Raw genomic sequence first — 18,804 nt, 5'->3', positions numbered from 1 at the left:
TCATATGTCTTATCTATCCAAGGTGCGCCAGGCGAATCCGCTGGTGCATAATATCACGAATATCGTAGTCGCCAACTTCACCGCAAACGGGCTGCTTGCGCTCGGGGCCTCCCCGTTTATGGCCGATGCGCTCGAAGAAGTTGCCGATGTCGCCGCCATGTCAGGGGCTGTCGTGCTGAACATCGGCACGCTGAATGAAGCCGCCATCGCTTCCATGCTCAAAGCCGGGCAGGCGGCGAACCGGCAGGGCGTTCCGCTGGTGCTTGATCCCGTTGGGGCAGGCGCCACCGCCTACCGCACGGAGGTTACCGCTAAGCTGCTCGGGGAGCTTCAGCTTACCGCTCTGCGCGGCAATGTGGCTGAGGTTGCTAATGTCGCCGGAGAGCGCTGGGCGAGCAAAGGCGTGGATGCCGGGGCAGGCGAAGGCGATGTAATCGCCCTGGCGAACAAGGCGGCGCGGAAGCTGAACTGTGTGGTCATCATCACCGGCAAGGAAGATATCATTACCGACGGCAAGCGGACCTATATCGCCAGCAACGGCCACCCCATCCTGACCCGGGTCACCGGAACCGGCTGTCTGCTTAGTGCTGTCGTGGGCGCGTTTCTTGCGGTAAGCGGCGGGGGCGGCGATGTGCTGGAGGCGGCTGCCGAAGCCCTCTCCTTCTATGGCGTGGCTGCCGAGCTTGCTGCTGAAGCGGCAGAAGCCCAAGGGCCCGGCAGCTTCCAGATAGAGTTCCTGAATCAATTGGCCCTGGTAACCCCGGAGCTATACAGCAGCCGGTCCCGGCTGAAGCTGCTCGAATCCTAGACCTCACCTTATCCTAGACCGCATATTACAGAAGGAGATTACACGATGACTAGCATACGTATAGCGTTGACCATTGCCGGCTCCGACAGTGGCGGAGGGGCCGGCATTCAGGCAGACTTGAAGACCTTCCAGGAGCTGGGGGTATATGGCATGTCCGCCCTTACTGCGCTCACCGCACAGAACACGCTCGGTGTTCAAGGGGTCTATCCCATGGAGCCGGAGACAGTCGCAGCCCAGCTCGATTCCATCGGAAGTGATTTGCCGCCGGACGCCATCAAGACGGGGATGCTGTTCAGCAGTGACATTATCCGCATGGTTGCCGCCAAAGTGAAGCAATACGGCTGGCAGCAGCGGCTGGTCATCGACCCGGTCATGGTCGCCAAGGGCGGCTCCCAATTGCTATTGCAGGAAGCGGTGCAGGCGCTGATTACAGACCTGCTTCCTCTGGCACTCGCCATCACCCCCAATCTTCCTGAAGCAGAGATGCTTACAGGCATGAAGATTCACGGACGGCAGGACAGAGAACAAGCCGCAAGGCTCCTCCATCAGATGGGAGCGCAGTATATTGTCTTGAAGGGGGGACATGACCCGGAAGGCGATGAGGCTGTGGATCTGCTCTATGACGGACGGGAATTTCAATATATGTCCAGTCCGCGGATTGCGACCAGACATACGCATGGAACCGGCTGTACCTTCTCGGCAGCGGTGACGGCGGGTCTGGCGCTCGGCCGCTCCATGCCGGAAGCGGTCCGTACCGCCAAGGCCTTCATTCAGGCCGCTATCGAGGACAGTCTGAATATTGGGGCCGGGCAGGGGCCGACCAATCATTTTGCTTACCAGAACCGGATGAGATCCAAGGGGGAGCTGCTATGAAACGGATTAACAGCGAGGACATGCGCAGACTTCTGAAGCTGTACTTCATAATGGGCAGCGTGAACTGCAAGCTCTCACCGGCTGACACCTTATCGGCTGCTGCGGACGGGGGAATTACTCTGTTCCAATTTCGGGAAAAGGGTCCCTCCGCGCTAACGGGTGCCGCCCTGCTCCAGCTTGGAGGGCAGCTCAGGGAAATCTGCCGGAATTACGGCATCCCGTTCATCGTAAATGATGATCTCGAGCTTGCTGCTGCTCTTGATGCGGACGGGATTCATGTCGGCCAGGATGATCTTCCGGCCCGCTTGATCCGTCAGCGGCTTGGCGAGCATAAGATCATCGGGGTATCCGCCCATAACCTGACGGAAGCACGGCAGGCCATTGCGGACGGGGCAGATTATCTCGGGGTCGGTCCCGTCTATCCCACTACGTCCAAAGCCGATGCCCAAGCTGTCCGGGGAACGGCTGTTATTGAAGAGCTAAGGCACAACGGGCTTACCATCCCCCTCGTGGGAATCGGCGGAATCACCCTGGAGAATGCCCCGCCAGTGATCCAGGCGGGAGCAGACGGTATCTCCGTGATCTCGGCCATTGCCGGAGCTGAAGATATCAGGGGGACCACGCGGAGATTCGCGCAGTTAGTCACTGCTCCTTCTCCATAATTACGAACAAAGCTGTGGATGGAATGATGCGGATGCTTCATGCCACGCATAGGCAAACGTCTAACTCCATCCGCCTGCTTTTTTGGCGACATAGAGCGTTAACCATGGCGCACGGCCATTGTGTTTGGTTTTTCTGTGAAAATACTTCTGGCACAACCTGCGATAAACGCACGGCCACGAGGCGCTCCCAGTCTAATTGTGTTCGGTTTTTCGATTACATTCAGCCTACGCGGCGCTCACAGTCCAATTGTGTTCGGTTTTTCGATTACATTCGGCCATTGCCGCCGAGATCAGGAATCCCCTACTCTGTCCCGGCGCAGCCTCCCCATAACGATCGTATTATAGAATTGTCCGTCGGCCAAACGCTTGTCTCTGCGCAGGACTCCTTCGACCTCGAAGCCCAGCCTCCCGTACAGCTTGATTGCCTTGTCATTGGTCTCCAGTACCTTCAGGCTCAGCTTCTCAAGGCCTATTGCGTCTGCCCAACTGGCTGCCTGCGCAAGCAGGCTCCGGCCCATCCCGTAGCCCCAGAACTCCTGAAGCACGCCCACACCAAATTCAGCCTGGTGCGCCAGTCTGCTAAGTTCATTCCCTTGACATCTGGCGAATCCCGCCAGCCTGCCCTGAACGTCAGCCACCAGGAACAGGTTCCTGCTGCTAACGGTATCCGCCGCTATAAGCGCTGAGAACTCTGCCGGGCCCATCCATCCCTCACCCTGTTCCCGGTCCAAATTCTCGGTCTCCCCGTCGACCTGCAGCCTGAGAGCTGACAACTGTTCAGCATCCTGCGCCACTGCGGACCTGATAATATAGCTTAATCCCTTGATTTCATAGGTTTGTGCCTTAATAATCATTTTTTTCTCCTCCTGAATCTTTGGCTGGCCTAGTTAGCCTCACGCATTTCAGCTTACACTTGCTTATCCAGCTTAGCATTTACATTTGGAAAATCCAGGGGTATAATTCCCCTGTCTGATTCAGACTGGAACTTTGCTCCGGTCAGGAATCCTTCAAAATACATAAAGCTGGTGATTATACATTGTCCAGAGGTATCAGACCCATGGGACCCGGAGGGTCCGGGTTCGGCAAGCTAAAGTTCAACGACGATGAGGCGAAGCCCAATCTGTCCAAAGCTCTGCTGCTCCGTATCGTTAAATATTTCCTGCCCTACTGGAAGCAGACCCTGCTGGTAATGCTTGTGCTGTGCATTTCCGCAGTACTTGGACTGCTCCCTCCCCTCCTGATTCAGCAGATCATTGACCGGGCGCTCCCCGGGAAGAATCTGCAGCTGCTTGTCCTGCTTGTTGTTGCCTCACTGGCTACAACGGTAGTATCCGGCCTGCTGGGGGTGCTGCAGAATTATTTGAACTCTTTTATCTCCCAAAACATTGTCCATGATATGAAAAACCAGATGTACCGCCATCTGCAGGGGATGCCGCTGCAGTTCTTCTCAGGCGTCAAGCAAGGGGAAGTTATTACCCGGATGACCAGTGATATCGCCGGAATTCAGGGCGTGTTCAACAGCACCATTGTCAATTTTGCGAGCAACCTGTTCATTCTCATCTCCACAGCGGCGACCCTGTTCATTATGAACTGGAAGCTGGCGCTGCTCGGCATTCTCGTCGTCCCTCTATTCATTATGCCAACCCGCAAAATGGGAAATCTGCGCTGGAAGCTGGCCAAGGAAACCCAGGAGAAAATCTCGGAGCAAAATCAGATCATCGAGGAAACACTCAGTCTCAGCGGATATATGCTCATGAAGCTGTTCACCAGGGAAGACACCGAGCTGGCCGGCTTCAGAACAGTAAATGCCCAGGCAACGCGGCTGCAAATCCGGGAATCCATGGCCGGACGCTGGTTCATGCTGGTCCTCACCACCTTCACCAGTATCGGACCGATGCTGATTTATCTGTACGGGGGCTATTTATTTATCCAGGGAGAGCTGACGGTCGGGGCGATCATCACCTTTGTGGCCCTGCTCGGCAGACTATATAGTCCTGTCATGCAGATGACCAATCTCTATGTGGATGTAAACCGTTCGGTGGCGCTGTTTGAACGGATTTTTGACTATTTCGATATGGACCCGCTGATTGTGGATACTCCGCTGGCTCTGCCAGAGAGCGCAGACGGTGAAGATATCGTCTTCGAGCAGGTGGACTTCTCCTACCACCCGGACAAACCGGCGCTGAGGGGGATTTCGTTCACGGCGGCTGCCGGATCACTGACCGCCCTCGTGGGACCCAGCGGAGCAGGCAAAACCACCATTACCAACCTCATCCCCCGGCTCTATGAGCTTCAGGCAGGCGTCATCCGTATAGGAGGCAAGGATATCCGTGAATTCACGCTGCATTCGCTCCGCTCGCAGATCGGCCTCGTCACCCAGGACACCTACCTGTTCAACGGAACGATCCGGGAGAATTTGCTCTACGCAAACGCCGGAGCCACGGAAGCCGAGCTGATTGCCGCCTGCGAAGCCGCCTATATTCATGATTTCATTATGAAGCTGCCCGAAGGCTACGGCACGGTGGTCGGCAACCGCGGAATTAAGCTGTCGGGCGGTGAGAAGCAGCGGATCTCCATTGCGCGTGTGCTGCTCAAGAATCCGCCGGTAATCATCATGGATGAAGCCACTTCCTCGCTGGACACAGTATCGGAGTACTATATCCAGCAGGCCATGCACGAGCTGCTGCGGGGGAAGACCAGTATTGTCATCGCCCACCGTCTCTCCACCATCCGCGCTGCCGATACTATTCTGGTTGTTCAGGACGGCATGATCGCAGAGTCCGGGCAACATGATACCCTGCTGGCACAGGACGGGCTATACAGGGATTTGTACAATAAGCAGTTTCAGGCCAGAGAATCCGAATTTTGACTTATATATAGCAAAAAGGGGTTCCCGGAGTGAGCCGCTGCTCCCGGGAATCCCTTGTTGAGTTGACGAGCCTCGTGCGAATTATCTCTTCGTCCGCAGCGGCTGAAGCTTGTCCATCCAGCCGCTGATTTGTTCAGCGGTTTCTGTCTGCCGCAACAGCCCGTTATATTCGTCCACATATCCGCCATCCCCGGCAAACTGGCCTGCCCATTCATAGAACTCAGCGAACCGGCTCAGCGCAACACTGCGCTGTCCGAGAACCAGGTAAGCATTCAATAGCTGCTCTAACGTCTGCTCTGAAGGATCATTTTTGTACTCCTGCTCGCTTAACTGCAGCTGATCCTGCGCATACTGCCGGGTGAGAAGCTTGTCGGGTACATAGTTACTCCCATTCAATTGATAGATCCCCATCAGCGCCGGACCCAGCGGGGATTGGCCCGAATACGGGCTGGCCAGCAGATCCTCGCTCCCGTCCTGATCTACATCCTCATAGTTCACGCTGAAGTCATCATTCACGGTGACCTGCATCTCTCCGTCGATCTCCTCGACCACAATGGAGGCGAATTCGGGACGGTTGTCCGTCAGAGTGAACAGGAACGTGTTCCGGTTATTCTGCACCACCGCTTCCGCCCAGAGCTCCTCTTCCTCATTCCAAATGTCCCCGCCTTCCAGGGTCAGTCCGGCCTGCTTGCTGTCAAAGACCATCTTCCCCTCTTTGACAATCGCAAACTGCGTATACTTGAAATCTCCCTTGTTCCAGTAATAGACCTGAAAGATTTGCCCGTTCAATTGAACCGCATCCATATGTACGTAACCTGAGTATTGATCCGCTATTTCAGGCGACACCTCCGCGAGCGCCGCGGCAGCCATGTCTTCCTCCAGCTTCTCCTTAGCTGCTGACGGGTCTGCTACTGAAGACGAGTGCGGCGCCGCTGCGGGATCGGCTGATCCGCTGCCTCCTGTGCCTGAGCAACCCGCTATTATTGCTAATGCTATCAATAAGCTTATAATTCGCATGTGAACCTCCTAATAGTCAGGATAAGATGACTTCTGAGCGTACTTCGCAAAAAACCAGCTTCGGAAGCCTATATCCAGTTGTGTACGTTCAGGTTATTCCTCCAGTCTTGCATGAAGCTCAGCCACTTCTTCCAGGGTCAGCCGCCTCCATTGTCCCCGTTCCAGCCCTGTGAGGGTGAGATGCATAATCCGTACACGCTCCAGCCGAAGTACGCGGTAGCCCAGCGCTTTGCACATGCGGCGGATCTGCAGGTTCAGTCCCTGGGTCAGAATGATGGAGAACTCATGCTCCGAGATCCGGCGGGTGAGGCAGGGCCTGGTCCGGGTCTCCAGAATATCTACCCCTGCTGACATCTCCTCTAAAAAACCTTCCGTAATCTGCTTGTCCACCGTAACCGTATACTCCTTCTCATGACTATGCTCGGAGCGCATCATCCGGTTCACAATCGACCCGTCATTGGTCATGAGAATCAGTCCTTCCGAGTGCTTGTCCAATCTGCCGACGGCAAAGATCCGGGAGGGATAATTGACATAATCCACAATGTTCCCTTCCACCTCCCGGGCCGCTGTACAGGTGATGCCTACCGGCTTATTAAGCGCCAGATAGACCCGCTCCCCCCGGTCAGGAGTTAGTATGATCCCATCCACAGCCACAGTATCCCCCGGCTCAACGATTGCCCCGGGTGCACAGGCCTGCCCGTTAATGGTGATCCGGCCCGCTGCAAGCAGCCGGCCGGTCTCTCTGCGCGGATAGACCCCTGTCTCACTTATATACTTGTCAATTCTCATGAAGTACCCGCTTTCATGCCCTACATATTAAAGAACACCTGATTCACATACAAATCAGATGTTGCCCAAACATATAACCCTATATTTTGAACTCCTTTATGGTCACATGCCGCCTTATTTACTGCCTCCGGTTTTGCTGCTGCCGCTGTTGCCCTTGACAGGCTTGGCTCCTTTGGTGCCGGGGCTTCCGGGAGGTCCGCTTTTTGCCGGCTTCACGGGCTTCGCCGTCTTGTTCCAGCGGGTCCAGCCCTTGCTGCCTGTTCCTCTGCCTGTGCCGCCGCCTTTGCTTTTTGCCACAATATCACTCCGTCAGTATTCAGTTATCGTCAATCATTTCTCTATCTTACCATTATTTCGAGGGTAATGTCAGGTAAAACTGCAAACAGCCTGCACGGAGAACATCCGGCAGGCTGTATACAGGGAATCCATCAACGGGGACAACTGCTTATTTGGGCTGAATATATCCTTCGGCCTTAAGCAGTTCAGCGATCAGCACCGCACCGCCGGCAGCCCCTCTTACCGTGTTGTGGGACAGGCTGACGAATTTGTAATCGTACAGTGAATCTTCGCGCAGACGTCCTACAGAGATCCCCATGCCATTCTCAATATCGCGGTCCAGGCGGGTCTGCGGACGGTTCTCTTCTTCAAAATAAGTGATGAACTGCTTAGGCGCGCTTGGCAGTCCAAGCTGCTGCGGACGCCCCTGGAAGCTGTTCCAGCGTTCCAGAATCTCTTCTCTGGATGGCTTCTGCTCGAAGGAGGCGAATACAGCCGCCATGTGGCCGTCAGCCACAGGCACACGGATACACTGTGTTGTGATAACTGGCTGCTCACTTTTGACAATTCCTTCACTGGTTACCTTCCCCCAGATCCGCAGCGGCTCCTGCTCGCTCTTCTCTTCTTCGCCGCCGATGTAAGGAATCACGTTATCGACCATATCCGGCCAGTCCGTGAAGGTTTTGCCTGCACCTGAAATGGCCTGATAAGTGGTTACAACTACCTTGGACGGCTTGAAACCATGAAGCGCATGCAGGGTCGGCATATAGCTCTGAATGGAACAGTTAGGTTTCACGGCGATGAATCCGGTCTCTGTACCCAGACGTTTGCGCTGCTGGGCAATCACCTCAAGATGCTCCGGGTTGATCTCAGGAATCACCATCGGAACATCGGGAGTCCAGCGGTGCGCCGAGTTATTGGAAATGACCGGAGTTCCGGTGCGTGCATAGGCTTCTTCGAGCGCCTTGATCTCCTCTTTCTTCATATCTACGGCGCAGAAAATCAGATCCACCTCCGCAGACACTTCCTCCACCTTGGAGGCGTCCTGAACCATGATCCCTTTGACCGCCTCGGGCATAGGTGTGGACAGCTTCCATCTGCCCTGGACAGACTCCTCATAGGACTTGCCTGCCGAATTGGCGCTAGCTGCAATAGCCGTTACCTGAAACCACGGATGATTCTCAAGAAGTGCAATGAAACGCTGGCCGACCATACCGGTACCGCCAACAATACCTGCTCTGAGCTTCCTTGACATAAGAAATTCATTTCCTTTCAAGCAGCGCCTAGCGAAAGGTGCTTTTTAATAACCGATTATAAATGATAGTTGCATGTTACACAATATGTGATTATAAAGTAAGTGTTTCCTGTACGATAAAATTATCGGGCCGTTCCCAGCCGTTTGGCCAGCTCTCCCAGATCCTGGCCCTTCAGCGCACCCTCCACCAGGACAGGCAGCAGGGCCGGAGTGCAGGCGAAGCAAGGGGTTCCATCCCGGGTGAGCTGGGCGGCCAGCCGTTCATCGTAGGACGGTTTGCCTTCATCCGACAAGGCCAGCAGCGTCATGGTCCGCACGCCGGATTCCCGCAGCTCGCGCATCCGCCGGACCAGTCCGGCCTGATTGCCGTTCTCATACAGGTCCGATACGATGATGAACAGTGTCTTCTTCGGCTCTTCGATGAACTGCTCGCAGTATTTCACGGACTTATGGATATCCGTACCGCCGCCAAGCTGAATGCCAAAGAGCATATCTACAGGATCATTCGCGCATTGCTCCGTCAGATCCACCACCTCGGTGTCAAACGCCACGACCCGCGTGTCCAGCGCCGGAATACTGGCGAAGATCGAGCCGATCACCGAAGCCCAGATCACGGAGCTGGCCATCGAGCCGCTCTGGTCAATGTCTACGATCACGGTCCATTCCTTGCTGCGGCGGGCGCGGTCGAAATAGAAGAAGCGCTCGGGGATAATGATCCGCCGCTCCGCATCGTAATGCTTCAGGTTACGCTCGATCGTCCGCTTCCAGTCCAGTCCGCTGAGCGACGGCAGCGGGGAATGCTGCCGTTTGTTGAGCGCTCCGGTCACTGCACGGCGGATATCGGTCTCCAGCAGCTTGACCAGCTCATCTACGAGAGCCTGGACGAGCATTCTTGCCGTTTCTTTCGTTTTCTCCGGGATTTTGCCCTTGAGAGCCAGCAGGGTACCCACGAGCTGGATATCCGGCTTCACCGCCGCCAGCAGCTCCGGCTCGAAGAGCAGCTGCTTCCAGCCTCTGCGCTCCATCGCGTCGTTCTGAATGACAGAGACGACGTCTTCCGGGAAGAAGTTACGCACATCGCCGAGCCACTTGGACAGATTAATCGCGGCATGTCCTGAGCCTGCCCCTCTCCCCTTCGAGCCGGCACCGGAATTCCCGCCAGCATTGCCTGAGCCGGTCTCATTATAGATAGCCGCCAGCGCCGCATCCATAATCAGCTCTTCCTCGCTCAGCGTCCGGCCTCCGCCTTGCCCATAGCCGGGCAAGGCCGCTTCAGCCTCCTGCCCCAGAATCAGCCGCCAGCGTGTAACGGCTGCGTTCTGCTTATCATCCTTCAGCTTCTCGTCCCCCATCTACAGATCACCGAAGTCAAAATCATTCAGATCATCCAGCATCTTGGCTTCCTCCTCCTTCAGTTCACCTGTCAGAATCTCGGCCGCCTGCTCTGTGTTCACGCCCCACAGCTCACCCAGCAGCTCCGAGATCATCGTCTTCTCGCGCGGGGAGAAGGTGCTGAACGCCCGGCGCAAAAAGACCAGGGCACGCTTGAATTCCTCATCCTCCAAGGCATTGATATAATCGTTCAACTGCTCCCACAGGCTCATCCGGGATAACAGCCCGTAGCGGTTGCGCATAGACAGGCCTTCGAACCAGCCTGCCCCCAGATCTGCCGGTATACCGGGAGACAAGCGGCGCGACACCTCAGCCGCGACCTCCCCGGCAGGAATCGCCGCCCGCTCCATCAGGATCGCACAGGCGAAGCCCGACAGCCGCGGGTTGCGGTCATCCCGCTGTGCCAGCTGCAGCAGCTCCTGCAGCCACAGGGCCGTATCTGCAATCTCACTATGCTCCAGTGAGATTGTATTCAAATCGTTCATCGCGCTGATCATCAGCGCAGCCGCTTCATCATTGCAGCCGCTGGCATCCAGCAGGAACAGGCAGCCCCGGCGGAACAGCTCTTCCAGCAGCGGTATGAACGGGGCCGTATCCACCTTGCGGATATCCCCATAGCCGATAATCTTGGCCAGCTCCCTTGCCGCTACCGCAATAGAGACCACATCCCGGCTGTCCACGGCAAGACTCTGCAGCACCCGGCTGCTCTCTTCCATCTGTGCGGTCATGGCGCATTCACAGGCGGTGACGATCAGTGCCGAGGCCTCAGTAATCGTACGGCATTCCAGCAGCTTCTCCCGCAGCACATAAGCTGCGGCTACCTCAATCGTCTCCCCCAGCAGGGTAGACTCCACGACCTCTATCTCCACCTCCGGCGACCACTGGACCATCCAGTGCTCCGCCCAGGTCGCCCCGGACTGGCTGCTCGGCACCTTCCGGGCGAAGTGGATGCCCAGCAGCTCCAGCCGGTGGAACAGTACGGAGCGGTGCAGATCCAGGTAGGCCGCTTCGCTGCTAGTCACCCGGCGGTTCTCACGCAGATCCAGAGCCAGGTCGCTCGCTACCGTGGATTTATACTTCTCCAGCTTGTAGCGCTTCAGCAGCCGGTTCAGGTCATCCTGAATCGGCGTCTGACTGACGCCATCGGCCAAGCTCCCGATGTTCGTACCGACATCGATCCGTGCCAGCGAATCGGCGATAACAGCCAGATCACCGTGCCCGAGCAAGGTCTGCGCAGCATCGCGCAGATCGCGCAGCGTAGGTGCGCTTCCGCCATGCAGCGCGGCCAGTGATTCGGCCAGCCTCACCGCCTCAATCACTTCGGCGGTGGAGCGGTGTGTCCCGGAGCCGCGCACCTGGCGGGCGACGGAGGACAGATAGAGATGGGGCAGCTCCTCTGCACGCCCCGATGCCATCAGCTCCCACATCATCTGGAAGTAATGCGGAGCGGCGTTGCCTGCGCCGTAGCCGGACATGGTGGAGAGCTTATAATAGGAATAAGGCATCAGCGTCAGCTTGGTGGCGCGTGAGGGCAGTGATGCCAGCTCCGCATCGCTCATCACATCCGTGAGATCGGCCAGCGCAGCGGCATGATAAGCGCCGCAGATCACGACAATCTTCTCCGGCTGATGGCCCTCCTCAATCTTCCGCTGAATCTGCCGCCGCATATAGGATTCACGCAGGGCATTGTAGGCATATTCACGCGGCTGGTCCGAGCGCTCTTTGGACTCCGACAGCTCGCGCATGTGAGCAGAGAATGCCAGAATAGCGGCACGGTAGGCTCCGCTACTGGCGTTATGCTCGTAGTTGCGTTCCCAGTACATATCATAGTCATGCTCACCGGCAAGCCGGGCAATCCGGCTATAGACGGACTCGGGCTCCTGCACATCCTCCTCCGCCGGTTCGCCTTGCTCATCAGCCACAGGCTTCAGCTCCGGGCGGCCGCCGGTTTCCTGCCGTAAGGTGTCCTGTAAGCCCAGGGTTACAGAGGAAGGCAGATCTATGAATTCCGCCTCCGCCCCATGCTCCTGCGCCCATTTCATTCCCTGATATTCCGGGGAATAGACGGCGAACGGCCAGAGTACAGTCCGCACAGGCAGATCTTCGGTGAAGGCCAGTATCGCTACCGGCGGTTTCGTTACGGCATGGGTCAGATGACGGATCTCTGCACTTGCATCGCCGGGTCCTTCAATCAGCACGGCGGTCGGCTGCAGCTCGTTCAGGTACTCCAGCACATGCCTGGCACCGCCCGGAGACAGATGCCTGACCCCGAATATATGAACGCCGGCAACCGTTGCCCCACTCACTCGTTCATCTCCTTGCAGGCATGATAGAGTCCGCGCCAGTCCGCTCCTTTTTTCTTCATTACATTATCCAGATATTCCTTCCAGACCAGCTTATCCTTATCGTCATCCTTAACGATGGCCCCCTGAAGTCCAGCAGCCAGATCCCCGTCGGTCAATTCTCCGCTGCCGAAGCTGGCGGCCAGGGCCATACTGTTCGTAAGCAGAGAGATCGCCTCTGCCGTGGAGATGACACCGGCTGGAGTCTTGACCTTCTCCTTCTTGTCAAGAGTCATGCCGCTGCGCAGCTCGCGGAAGATCGTCACTACCTTCAGCAGGGCTTCATCCGCCGGAACCGCAGCCTGCAGCTCATATGATGAGGCAATCTCAGCAACACGCTTCTTCACAATGGACAGCTCGGTCTCCAGATCGGAGGGTGCAGGCAGCACGATGATGTTGAACCGCCGCTTCAGGGCAGCGGACATCTCATTGACCCCGCGGTCCCGCGTATTGGCAGTGGCAATAATCGAGAAGCCTTTGCGGGCACTGGTCTCCTTGCCCAGCTCCGGCACAGAGATCGTCTTCTCCGACAGAATCGAGATCAGCGCATCCTGCACCTCGGAGGCACAGCGGGAGATTTCTTCAAACCGGGCAATGCCGCCGTCCTCCATCGCCCGCATAATCGGGCTCTTCACCAGCGCCTCCGGCGTCGGACCGTTCGCCAGGAGCATGGCATAGTTCCAGGAATAGCGTACATGCTCTTCGCTCGTTCCCGCTGTTCCCTGCACAACCATGCCCGAGTTGCCGTAGATAGCCGCCGCCAGATTCTCGGACAGCCAGGATTTCGCCGTCCCCGGCTCCCCGATCAGGAGCAGTGCCCGGTCAGTGACCAGCGTAGCGACCGCCATCTCGATCAGCCGGGTATTGCCGATATATTTCGGGGTAATGACCGTCTTGCCCGCCATCCCGCCTGCGATGAAGGTCAGTACAGAGCGCGGTGACATCTGCCATCCGGCAGGAATACGCCCGGTATCCTCCTTGCGCAAGGCTTCCAGCTCATCCTTGTACAGGACTTCGGCCGGCAGACGCATATAATCCTGGAGCTGTTCTTGTTCTGTTGACATGTACACCTCTCCTTATCCTTAGATGAAACCGATTATTTACTTACTTGGCACTCCGCAGGCTGTTCAGCACATACTCCAGTTGCTGCTTGCATTCATATCTATATTTAGGAACGACCGCTTCCAGACGGCTGGCATAGCTGGCAGGGAAGCGCTCCATCAGTTTAACTAAATAGAATTCAAACGTATAAGGCGTATGAACATTATTATTCTCCAGGGCAGTCATCAGCAGTTCAAGCCGTTCCGGCTCCGGCACGCCCGCCCGTTCCAGACCTTTGAAGATATTAGGAATATAATCATAAGTACGCCGTTTATAAGGCTCCTTCAGCTTGCCAATCAGGTAATCCCGTACCCCCTGATGGCCCGGGCGGGCAAAGGTGCCGGCCAGATTCACCGCATCCTGCTTGATGAACCAATCCAGCCAGCGGGGGTCCCAGTCTGCCGCAATCTCTTCGGAAGGCAGCAGGTCTCTGCTGTACTGTCTGACTCCCGCAGCATCATACTCCACCTGATAATTTCTCCGGCGGATATCCACGGTCTGCTCCTCAATCGTGTGAATCAGCAATTGCGAGCGCTGAGCCGCATCCTTGGCTTCCTTGCCCACGAGCGCCTTCAGCTTATCCATAAAGGTTCCGCAGAACTGGTTGAACAGCTCCTTCGGACTCATAGTCTTCTGGGCGGCACGGAAATAATTCGGCAGGAATCGCGCGCTCCGCTTGTCCAGCGCCTCAAGCTCTGCAAGCGCGGCATTGTCCGGCGTATTCTCCTTGTACCAGGCTGCATGCTCAATGAGCGTAATCCAGCCCAGCGGAGAGAAACGGGCATATTCCTGAAGCACATAGCTGTAGATTTCATCCATCTGCGGACTCCGTTCGCGGCGAAGCGCGGTGATGAAGGGAAGCAGCTCATCCCATACCTTATCCGTCAGCTTCTTGTCGGCATTGTCCTGCGGGGCTGCCTTCAGCTCCTCCATGAACAAAGCCGCCAGCCTGGTCGATACCTCCGCAACAGGCCAGCGCGCCAGCACAGCGGCCACCATCTCGCGGTCCTTCTTCTTGATGAACGCTTCCACCAGCCGTTCCCCGCCCTGCGCCGAACCTCCAGCCGCCAGCGCTGTGTAAGCCGCTTCACGGATAGCCTTCTTCTTATCCGTGGACCACTCCAGCAGATGATCCAGATATTGCTCGTAGCCCCCAAGGCACTTGATCGCCCCGGCACGGATCTCCTCGCTGCCATTCCCGGCGGCATGGAAGATCTGATCCAGATATTCGTCAGCGCCAACTCTGCTGATGACCTCAAGCTTGCGGACCTCGCTTCGTCCTCCTGTCAGATCGAGGCTCTCCAGCAAGTAACCCGCAATACCCGGCCCGTAGGAAGGCAGGATATTCGTCATCGCATACTCCGCAAGCTCCGAATAAGGGTCGCTCAAGGCAGCGACTGCGGGCGGCAGCAGGCGCAGATCCTGAAAGGCCCCTTCCTTATAGGCATCGACCACAATCTCATGCCTGCCGCTACCGGTTGTGCTGAGTGCCTCCAGCACCGGAGCAAGCTTCCGGTAAGGCTGCTTCGTGTGAAGTGTGAAATTCCGGACAGGCAAGGGTCCGGGAGTTCCATCCACGGCTATTGTCCCTTGCGTGTACAGCACCGATTCCAGCAGCAGGGTATGCTCCTGCAATTGAACGCCCGGTGCAGGTCCGTCAGAGCTGGCTGGTTCAAGCAACGCAGCAATACCCTCACCGATTTTTTTGAAGACCGGAGACCGCTCCCCGAGCTGCTGGAACTGTGGAAGCAGACGCTTCAGGCGGAAATCTCCTGCCGCAAGCTCGCTGCCTGCAATATACAGTCTTCTATACTCCTGATGCAGCTCTTGTAATAACGCTGTGCTCATGGACTGTCCTCCCCTATGAATAAAGTTAATGGATGTAGTTGAAGTACTCTAGTACAACAGACGGATCATCTCTTCATCCTTAATGACGGTTAACGGCTGGGCACGCAGACGTCCCTGATCCAGATTATGCTCGAACATCACCAGAATATAGCAGTCCTCCCGGGCGGCAGCCGGCAGGAACGGCAGCAGCTCTACCGTCCCCTGCGGCACGGACGGGAGATCCTCCAGGAGCAGACGGGTGCCTTCTTCGTCCGTCATGACATACTGGCCGTTCTCCGTAACGCCCAGAGTCGCGGCATGCAGCAGCATCACCGGCTGCTTGTCACTCAGCGGGTTCTTGATCTGGTTCTTCACTTTCTTGACGGCTTCAGTGTAAGAACGGTGCGCCTGAGCGGCAGCCCGCTGCAGATCTGTGCCCTGCACCTGCCTTGGAGTCACGGCCTCGTAACGAATCCGCGCATTCATCTCCCCGGGATAGGTGTAGAGCTGAGGAACCACAGCAACCTCAAAGTAGCTGTCTTCCTCCCGCATCAGCTTGGCTGCCTTGTAAGGGCGGTAGTTGAACGTCCGGTGAATCCCCCCTCCTTCCGCAGACAGGTCCAGCCAGTAGCCCAGGTCTACGAACTCCAGGCGGGCCGCATCATTGAAGCTGTAGAAGGCCAGCTGCAGCAGTTCGGCCCCTTCCTTCACCAGCCCGTATTCCTTCAGCTCGCTTAGCTGCCAGGCATGTCCCAGCCATTCATCAATGGTCGATTCATGATCCAGAGCCAGCTCCGGGTCCTCGCTCCGGGCCTGGAGGTACGCCCGGCCCTTCTTGATAAATGCGTGAAGCCGTGTCAGCTGCTCCATCGCATATGTATAGTTCTGCTCCTGATCCTTACCGCCGAACATCAGGTTCGAGAAGCGGCGCAGTTCAATCTGCGCGCCGGACAGGTAATAGTTCCCGAGCTGCTTCACATGCTCTTGAATGGTCTTCACCGCAGAGCGGTCCATCGTCGATAAGCCGCCCCGGACGAACGAGAGCACCAGCTTCTCCAGCAGATCAAGCCCTTCGAGCTGTGCGGTGATTTTTTTCTTCAGGGCAGATTTGTTAACCTTCTTAGGCTTGGGCTCTACTCCTTCAGCCGCCTGCTTCACTTTGTTCTCTTCCCGTTTCTCTGCCTTCTCCCGCTTGGAAGCGATGTCTTCAGGCACCGGTGCAGCCGTGAACGTCTGCCCTTCGGTATAGGCATACAGCAAACCTAACGCGTGCTTGCAGGGGAATTGGCGGCTGGGGCAGGTGCAGCGGAATACCGGACTGTCTGCTGCGATGAAATCCACTGAACACTCATAGGGCGTTTTGCCGCTCCCGGCACATTTTCCGAACAGCAGCTCTCCGTTCTCCGATTGATGAAGCTCCACGAAGCTCTTTTTGCGGACCAGCCCTTGGCCGTTCTTGATGGCAGCAGCGTTGGGTGCAAGTGAATCGACGTAAGTGGATGTAAGCTCTGGCAAATTAGATTCCTCCCGGCTGAATTAGGATATATGCAGAATAAATAAGAGTGCAGATGGGACACATTAATCTATTACCCATACTTTACATGAAAAAATCACAGGATAAGATCACATGTTTGCATTTATATTAGCAAATCTGCCCGGCCGATCCAATGCTATAGCCCCATTCACGCCAAAAACAGTTAAAAGGTCCTATATAACAAAAAAACGGCAGCCATCTTAAAGACAGCCCCGTTAAGCGTACAGCGTTATTCTATTTGAACCAGCCCTTCTCCTTAAACCGCGTAATCGCCTCAATCCGGTTGCCCACATCCAGCTTGTCCAGAATGACCGAGATGTAGTTGCGGACCGTACCGGTGGTGATATAGAGCTGGCTGGCGATTTCCTTCGTGTTCTTGCCGTCTGCGATCAGCCCCAGCACTTCCTTCTCCCGCTGGGTCAGCGGGTTCGCTTCCTGGCTGTAAGCCTCGTCCATCAGCTCCGGCGCATACATCCGTTTGCCGTCCATCACACTGCGGATCGACAGAGCCAGTTCTTCGCTGGGACTGTCCTTGAGCAGATAGGCATTCACTCCGGCTTTGACCGCCCGCTCGAAATAGCCTGCCCGGGCAAAGGTGGTGAGGATCATGATTTTGCAGCCTGCTCCTTTGAGCGCTTCCGCAGCTTCCAGTCCCGTCATGGCAGGCATCTCAATATCCATAATACAGATATCCGGCTGATGCTGCCTTACCAGCTTCACCGCCTCTTCCCCGTTGCCGGCCCTGCCGACCACCTGCATATCTTCCTCCAGGTCCAGCAGGGCCGCAAGCGCCCCGAGCAGCATCCGCTGATCTTCGGCAATCACTATCTTAATCATTACACGGTAACCTCCATTTCGCGCAGCGGTGCAACATTGGGCACCTTAATGACCAGCGTCGTCCCTTCATCATGTACCACTTCCATAGACCCGTTGACGAATTCAAGCCGCTCCCTCATTCCCTGCAGGCCATGCCCTTTGGTATAGAGATGGCTTCCCTCAATTCCTGTGCCGTTATCCTTCACCTTAATCACCAGGTCTGTCCGGGAAGGCTCAATCTGGATCAGGCAGAGCGAGGCGCCGCTATGCTTCACCACATTGTTCACGGCCTCCTTCATACACATGCTCAGCACATTCTCGGTAATCAGCGAGGTATTGGTCAGAACGGGATCACCCTCCAGCATATAACCGATCTCCGCCGCCTGGAGGAGTTGCCGGATGCGTACCAGCTCATCTTCCACCCGGATGCCCCGCATCTGTGTGATCATCTCCCGGACTTCCTTAAGCGCGCTGCGTGCGGTTACGCGGACATCGTTAATTTCGATGATGGCCTGTGCCGGATTCTTGGTGATCAGCTTGCCCGCCAGGTCGCTCTTCAGTCCGATCAGTGACAGGCGTTGTCCCAGCGTATCATGCAGATCACGGGAGATCCGCTGGCGCTCTTCCATAATAACCAGCTCGGAGATCCGTTTGTTGGCATCCTCCAGCTGCCCTTGCAGCTTATCCTGGTTATTCCGGTTATAGGTCGTGACGGGTAGCAGGACCACCGCAATGATACTGACCAGCACGAACGGCAGCTGCGAGACGAACACGGGATTACGCATAATCAGCTCATAGTTAATCGCTATAACGGTCGTCAACAGATGGATCGGATAGAGGGTGAAGAAGGCAGCCCTTTTCTGGATATTCCCGATAAAAAAAGCCAGAAACAGCGCAAAATACATATACCCGAACAGCACCGTCATTGTAACCGAGACCACCATCTGCACACTGGTCCAGAAATAGACCACCCAGCCCCGCGACTTGAACGCCAGCACGTAGCAGGCGAAGAAGACCATAATCATCAGAATCCCGTAGACCCAGCGGTTCGCCGAGGAGGAGCGGAAGATGAAATAGAACGGAAGAATGTAAAAAATAACCCACACATAAGGGCTCAGTCCAGTGCTTTTATGAAAAATATGATGCCACTTCTGCATGTTAGCCATCCTTTTTGCCAGCAAGTTTATACCCCCATTTTAACATAAACCATCACATAACCGGCAGTTTCGCCCGCCAGTCACCG

At 56.2% G+C, this 18,804-nt stretch carries 16 protein-coding genes; 4 read left to right on the top strand and 12 right to left on the bottom strand.

The window, feature by feature from the left end; translation table 11 throughout:
• The first annotated feature begins 4 nt into the window (after positions 1 to 4).
• Genes thiM through thiE form a run of 3 tightly spaced genes read left to right on the top strand, consistent with a single transcriptional unit; the run spans position 5 to position 2,343 of the window.
• A complete protein-coding gene (thiM, locus tag HQN87_RS01325; RefSeq protein WP_173126555.1) occupies positions 5 to 808 on the top strand; it encodes a hydroxyethylthiazole kinase in 804 nt (267 codons plus the stop codon).
• Positions 809 to 853: 45 nt separating this feature from the next.
• Positions 854 to 1,681 (top strand): bifunctional hydroxymethylpyrimidine kinase/phosphomethylpyrimidine kinase, encoded by an 828-nt coding sequence (gene thiD, locus HQN87_RS01320; protein WP_173126551.1) that lies wholly within the window; start codon positions 854 to 856, stop codon positions 1,679 to 1,681.
• A complete protein-coding gene (gene thiE, locus HQN87_RS01315) occupies positions 1,678 to 2,343 on the top strand; it encodes a thiamine phosphate synthase (protein ID WP_173126548.1) in 666 nt (221 codons plus the stop codon). The genes thiD and thiE overlap by 4 nt, the downstream gene beginning before the upstream one ends.
• Before the next feature lie 290 nt (positions 2,344 to 2,633).
• Here the strand turns inward: thiE and HQN87_RS01310 are convergent, their stop codons facing one another.
• Positions 2,634 to 3,197 carry a GNAT family N-acetyltransferase gene (locus tag HQN87_RS01310; RefSeq protein ID WP_173126545.1) on the bottom strand — a complete coding sequence of 188 codons (564 nt, stop codon included), beginning with the start codon at positions 3,195 to 3,197 and terminating at the stop codon, positions 2,634 to 2,636.
• A gap of 182 nt (positions 3,198 to 3,379) precedes the next feature.
• Between HQN87_RS01310 and HQN87_RS01305 the strand changes: the two genes are divergently transcribed.
• Positions 3,380 to 5,212: an ABC transporter ATP-binding protein gene (locus HQN87_RS01305; RefSeq protein ID WP_254075308.1), complete on the top strand. Its 1,833-nt coding sequence runs from the start codon at positions 3,380 to 3,382 to the stop codon at positions 5,210 to 5,212.
• Between the two features lie 81 nt (positions 5,213 to 5,293).
• On the opposite strand, the gene HQN87_RS01300 is transcribed toward HQN87_RS01305, so the two are convergent.
• The 11 genes from HQN87_RS01300 to HQN87_RS01250 form a co-directional block, all read right to left on the bottom strand.
• Positions 5,294 to 6,229 (bottom strand): hypothetical protein, encoded by a 936-nt coding sequence (locus HQN87_RS01300; RefSeq protein WP_173126542.1) that lies wholly within the window; start codon positions 6,227 to 6,229, stop codon positions 5,294 to 5,296.
• Between the two features lie 93 nt (positions 6,230 to 6,322).
• Positions 6,323 to 7,018 carry a pseudouridine synthase gene (locus HQN87_RS01295; protein WP_173126539.1) on the bottom strand — a complete coding sequence of 232 codons (696 nt, stop codon included), beginning with the start codon at positions 7,016 to 7,018 and terminating at the stop codon, positions 6,323 to 6,325.
• Positions 7,019 to 7,132: 114 nt separating this feature from the next.
• Positions 7,133 to 7,318 (bottom strand): DUF3934 family protein, encoded by a 186-nt coding sequence (locus tag HQN87_RS01290; RefSeq protein ID WP_173127629.1) that lies wholly within the window; start codon positions 7,316 to 7,318, stop codon positions 7,133 to 7,135.
• A gap of 145 nt (positions 7,319 to 7,463) precedes the next feature.
• Positions 7,464 to 8,549 (bottom strand): aspartate-semialdehyde dehydrogenase, encoded by a 1,086-nt coding sequence (gene asd, locus HQN87_RS01285; RefSeq protein WP_173126536.1) that lies wholly within the window; start codon positions 8,547 to 8,549, stop codon positions 7,464 to 7,466.
• 122 nt (positions 8,550 to 8,671) lie between these two features.
• Positions 8,672 to 9,901, bottom strand: a complete 1,230-nt coding sequence (locus HQN87_RS01280) for a VWA domain-containing protein (RefSeq protein ID WP_173126533.1) — start codon at positions 9,899 to 9,901, stop codon at positions 8,672 to 8,674.
• Positions 9,902 to 12,247, bottom strand: a complete 2,346-nt coding sequence (locus tag HQN87_RS01275; protein ID WP_173126530.1) for a DUF5682 family protein — start codon at positions 12,245 to 12,247, stop codon at positions 9,902 to 9,904.
• Positions 12,244 to 13,347, bottom strand: a complete 1,104-nt coding sequence (locus HQN87_RS01270) for an AAA family ATPase (protein ID WP_173126528.1) — start codon at positions 13,345 to 13,347, stop codon at positions 12,244 to 12,246. The genes HQN87_RS01275 and HQN87_RS01270 overlap by 4 nt, the downstream gene beginning before the upstream one ends.
• Before the next feature lie 40 nt (positions 13,348 to 13,387).
• Positions 13,388 to 15,232 carry a HEAT repeat domain-containing protein gene (locus tag HQN87_RS01265; RefSeq protein ID WP_173126525.1) on the bottom strand — a complete coding sequence of 615 codons (1,845 nt, stop codon included), beginning with the start codon at positions 15,230 to 15,232 and terminating at the stop codon, positions 13,388 to 13,390.
• A gap of 48 nt (positions 15,233 to 15,280) precedes the next feature.
• Positions 15,281 to 16,726 (bottom strand): SWIM zinc finger family protein, encoded by a 1,446-nt coding sequence (locus HQN87_RS01260; RefSeq protein WP_173126522.1) that lies wholly within the window; start codon positions 16,724 to 16,726, stop codon positions 15,281 to 15,283.
• Between the two features lie 253 nt (positions 16,727 to 16,979).
• Entirely contained in the window at positions 16,980 to 17,582 is a 603-nt protein-coding gene (locus HQN87_RS01255; RefSeq protein WP_173126519.1) for a response regulator transcription factor, read from the bottom strand.
• Positions 17,582 to 18,718 (bottom strand): sensor histidine kinase, encoded by a 1,137-nt coding sequence (locus HQN87_RS01250; protein ID WP_173127626.1) that lies wholly within the window; start codon positions 18,716 to 18,718, stop codon positions 17,582 to 17,584. The genes HQN87_RS01255 and HQN87_RS01250 overlap by 1 nt, the downstream gene beginning before the upstream one ends.
• Positions 18,719 to 18,804: the final 86 nt, after the last annotated feature.

Origin of the sequence: Paenibacillus tritici (assembly GCF_013204885.1) — a bacterium.
GTDB lineage: Bacteria > Bacillota > Bacilli > Paenibacillales > Paenibacillaceae > Paenibacillus_AQ > Paenibacillus_AQ tritici.
Note: the sequence above shows the minus strand (reverse complement) of the source record. Positions and strands in the feature narration are given on the sequence as shown.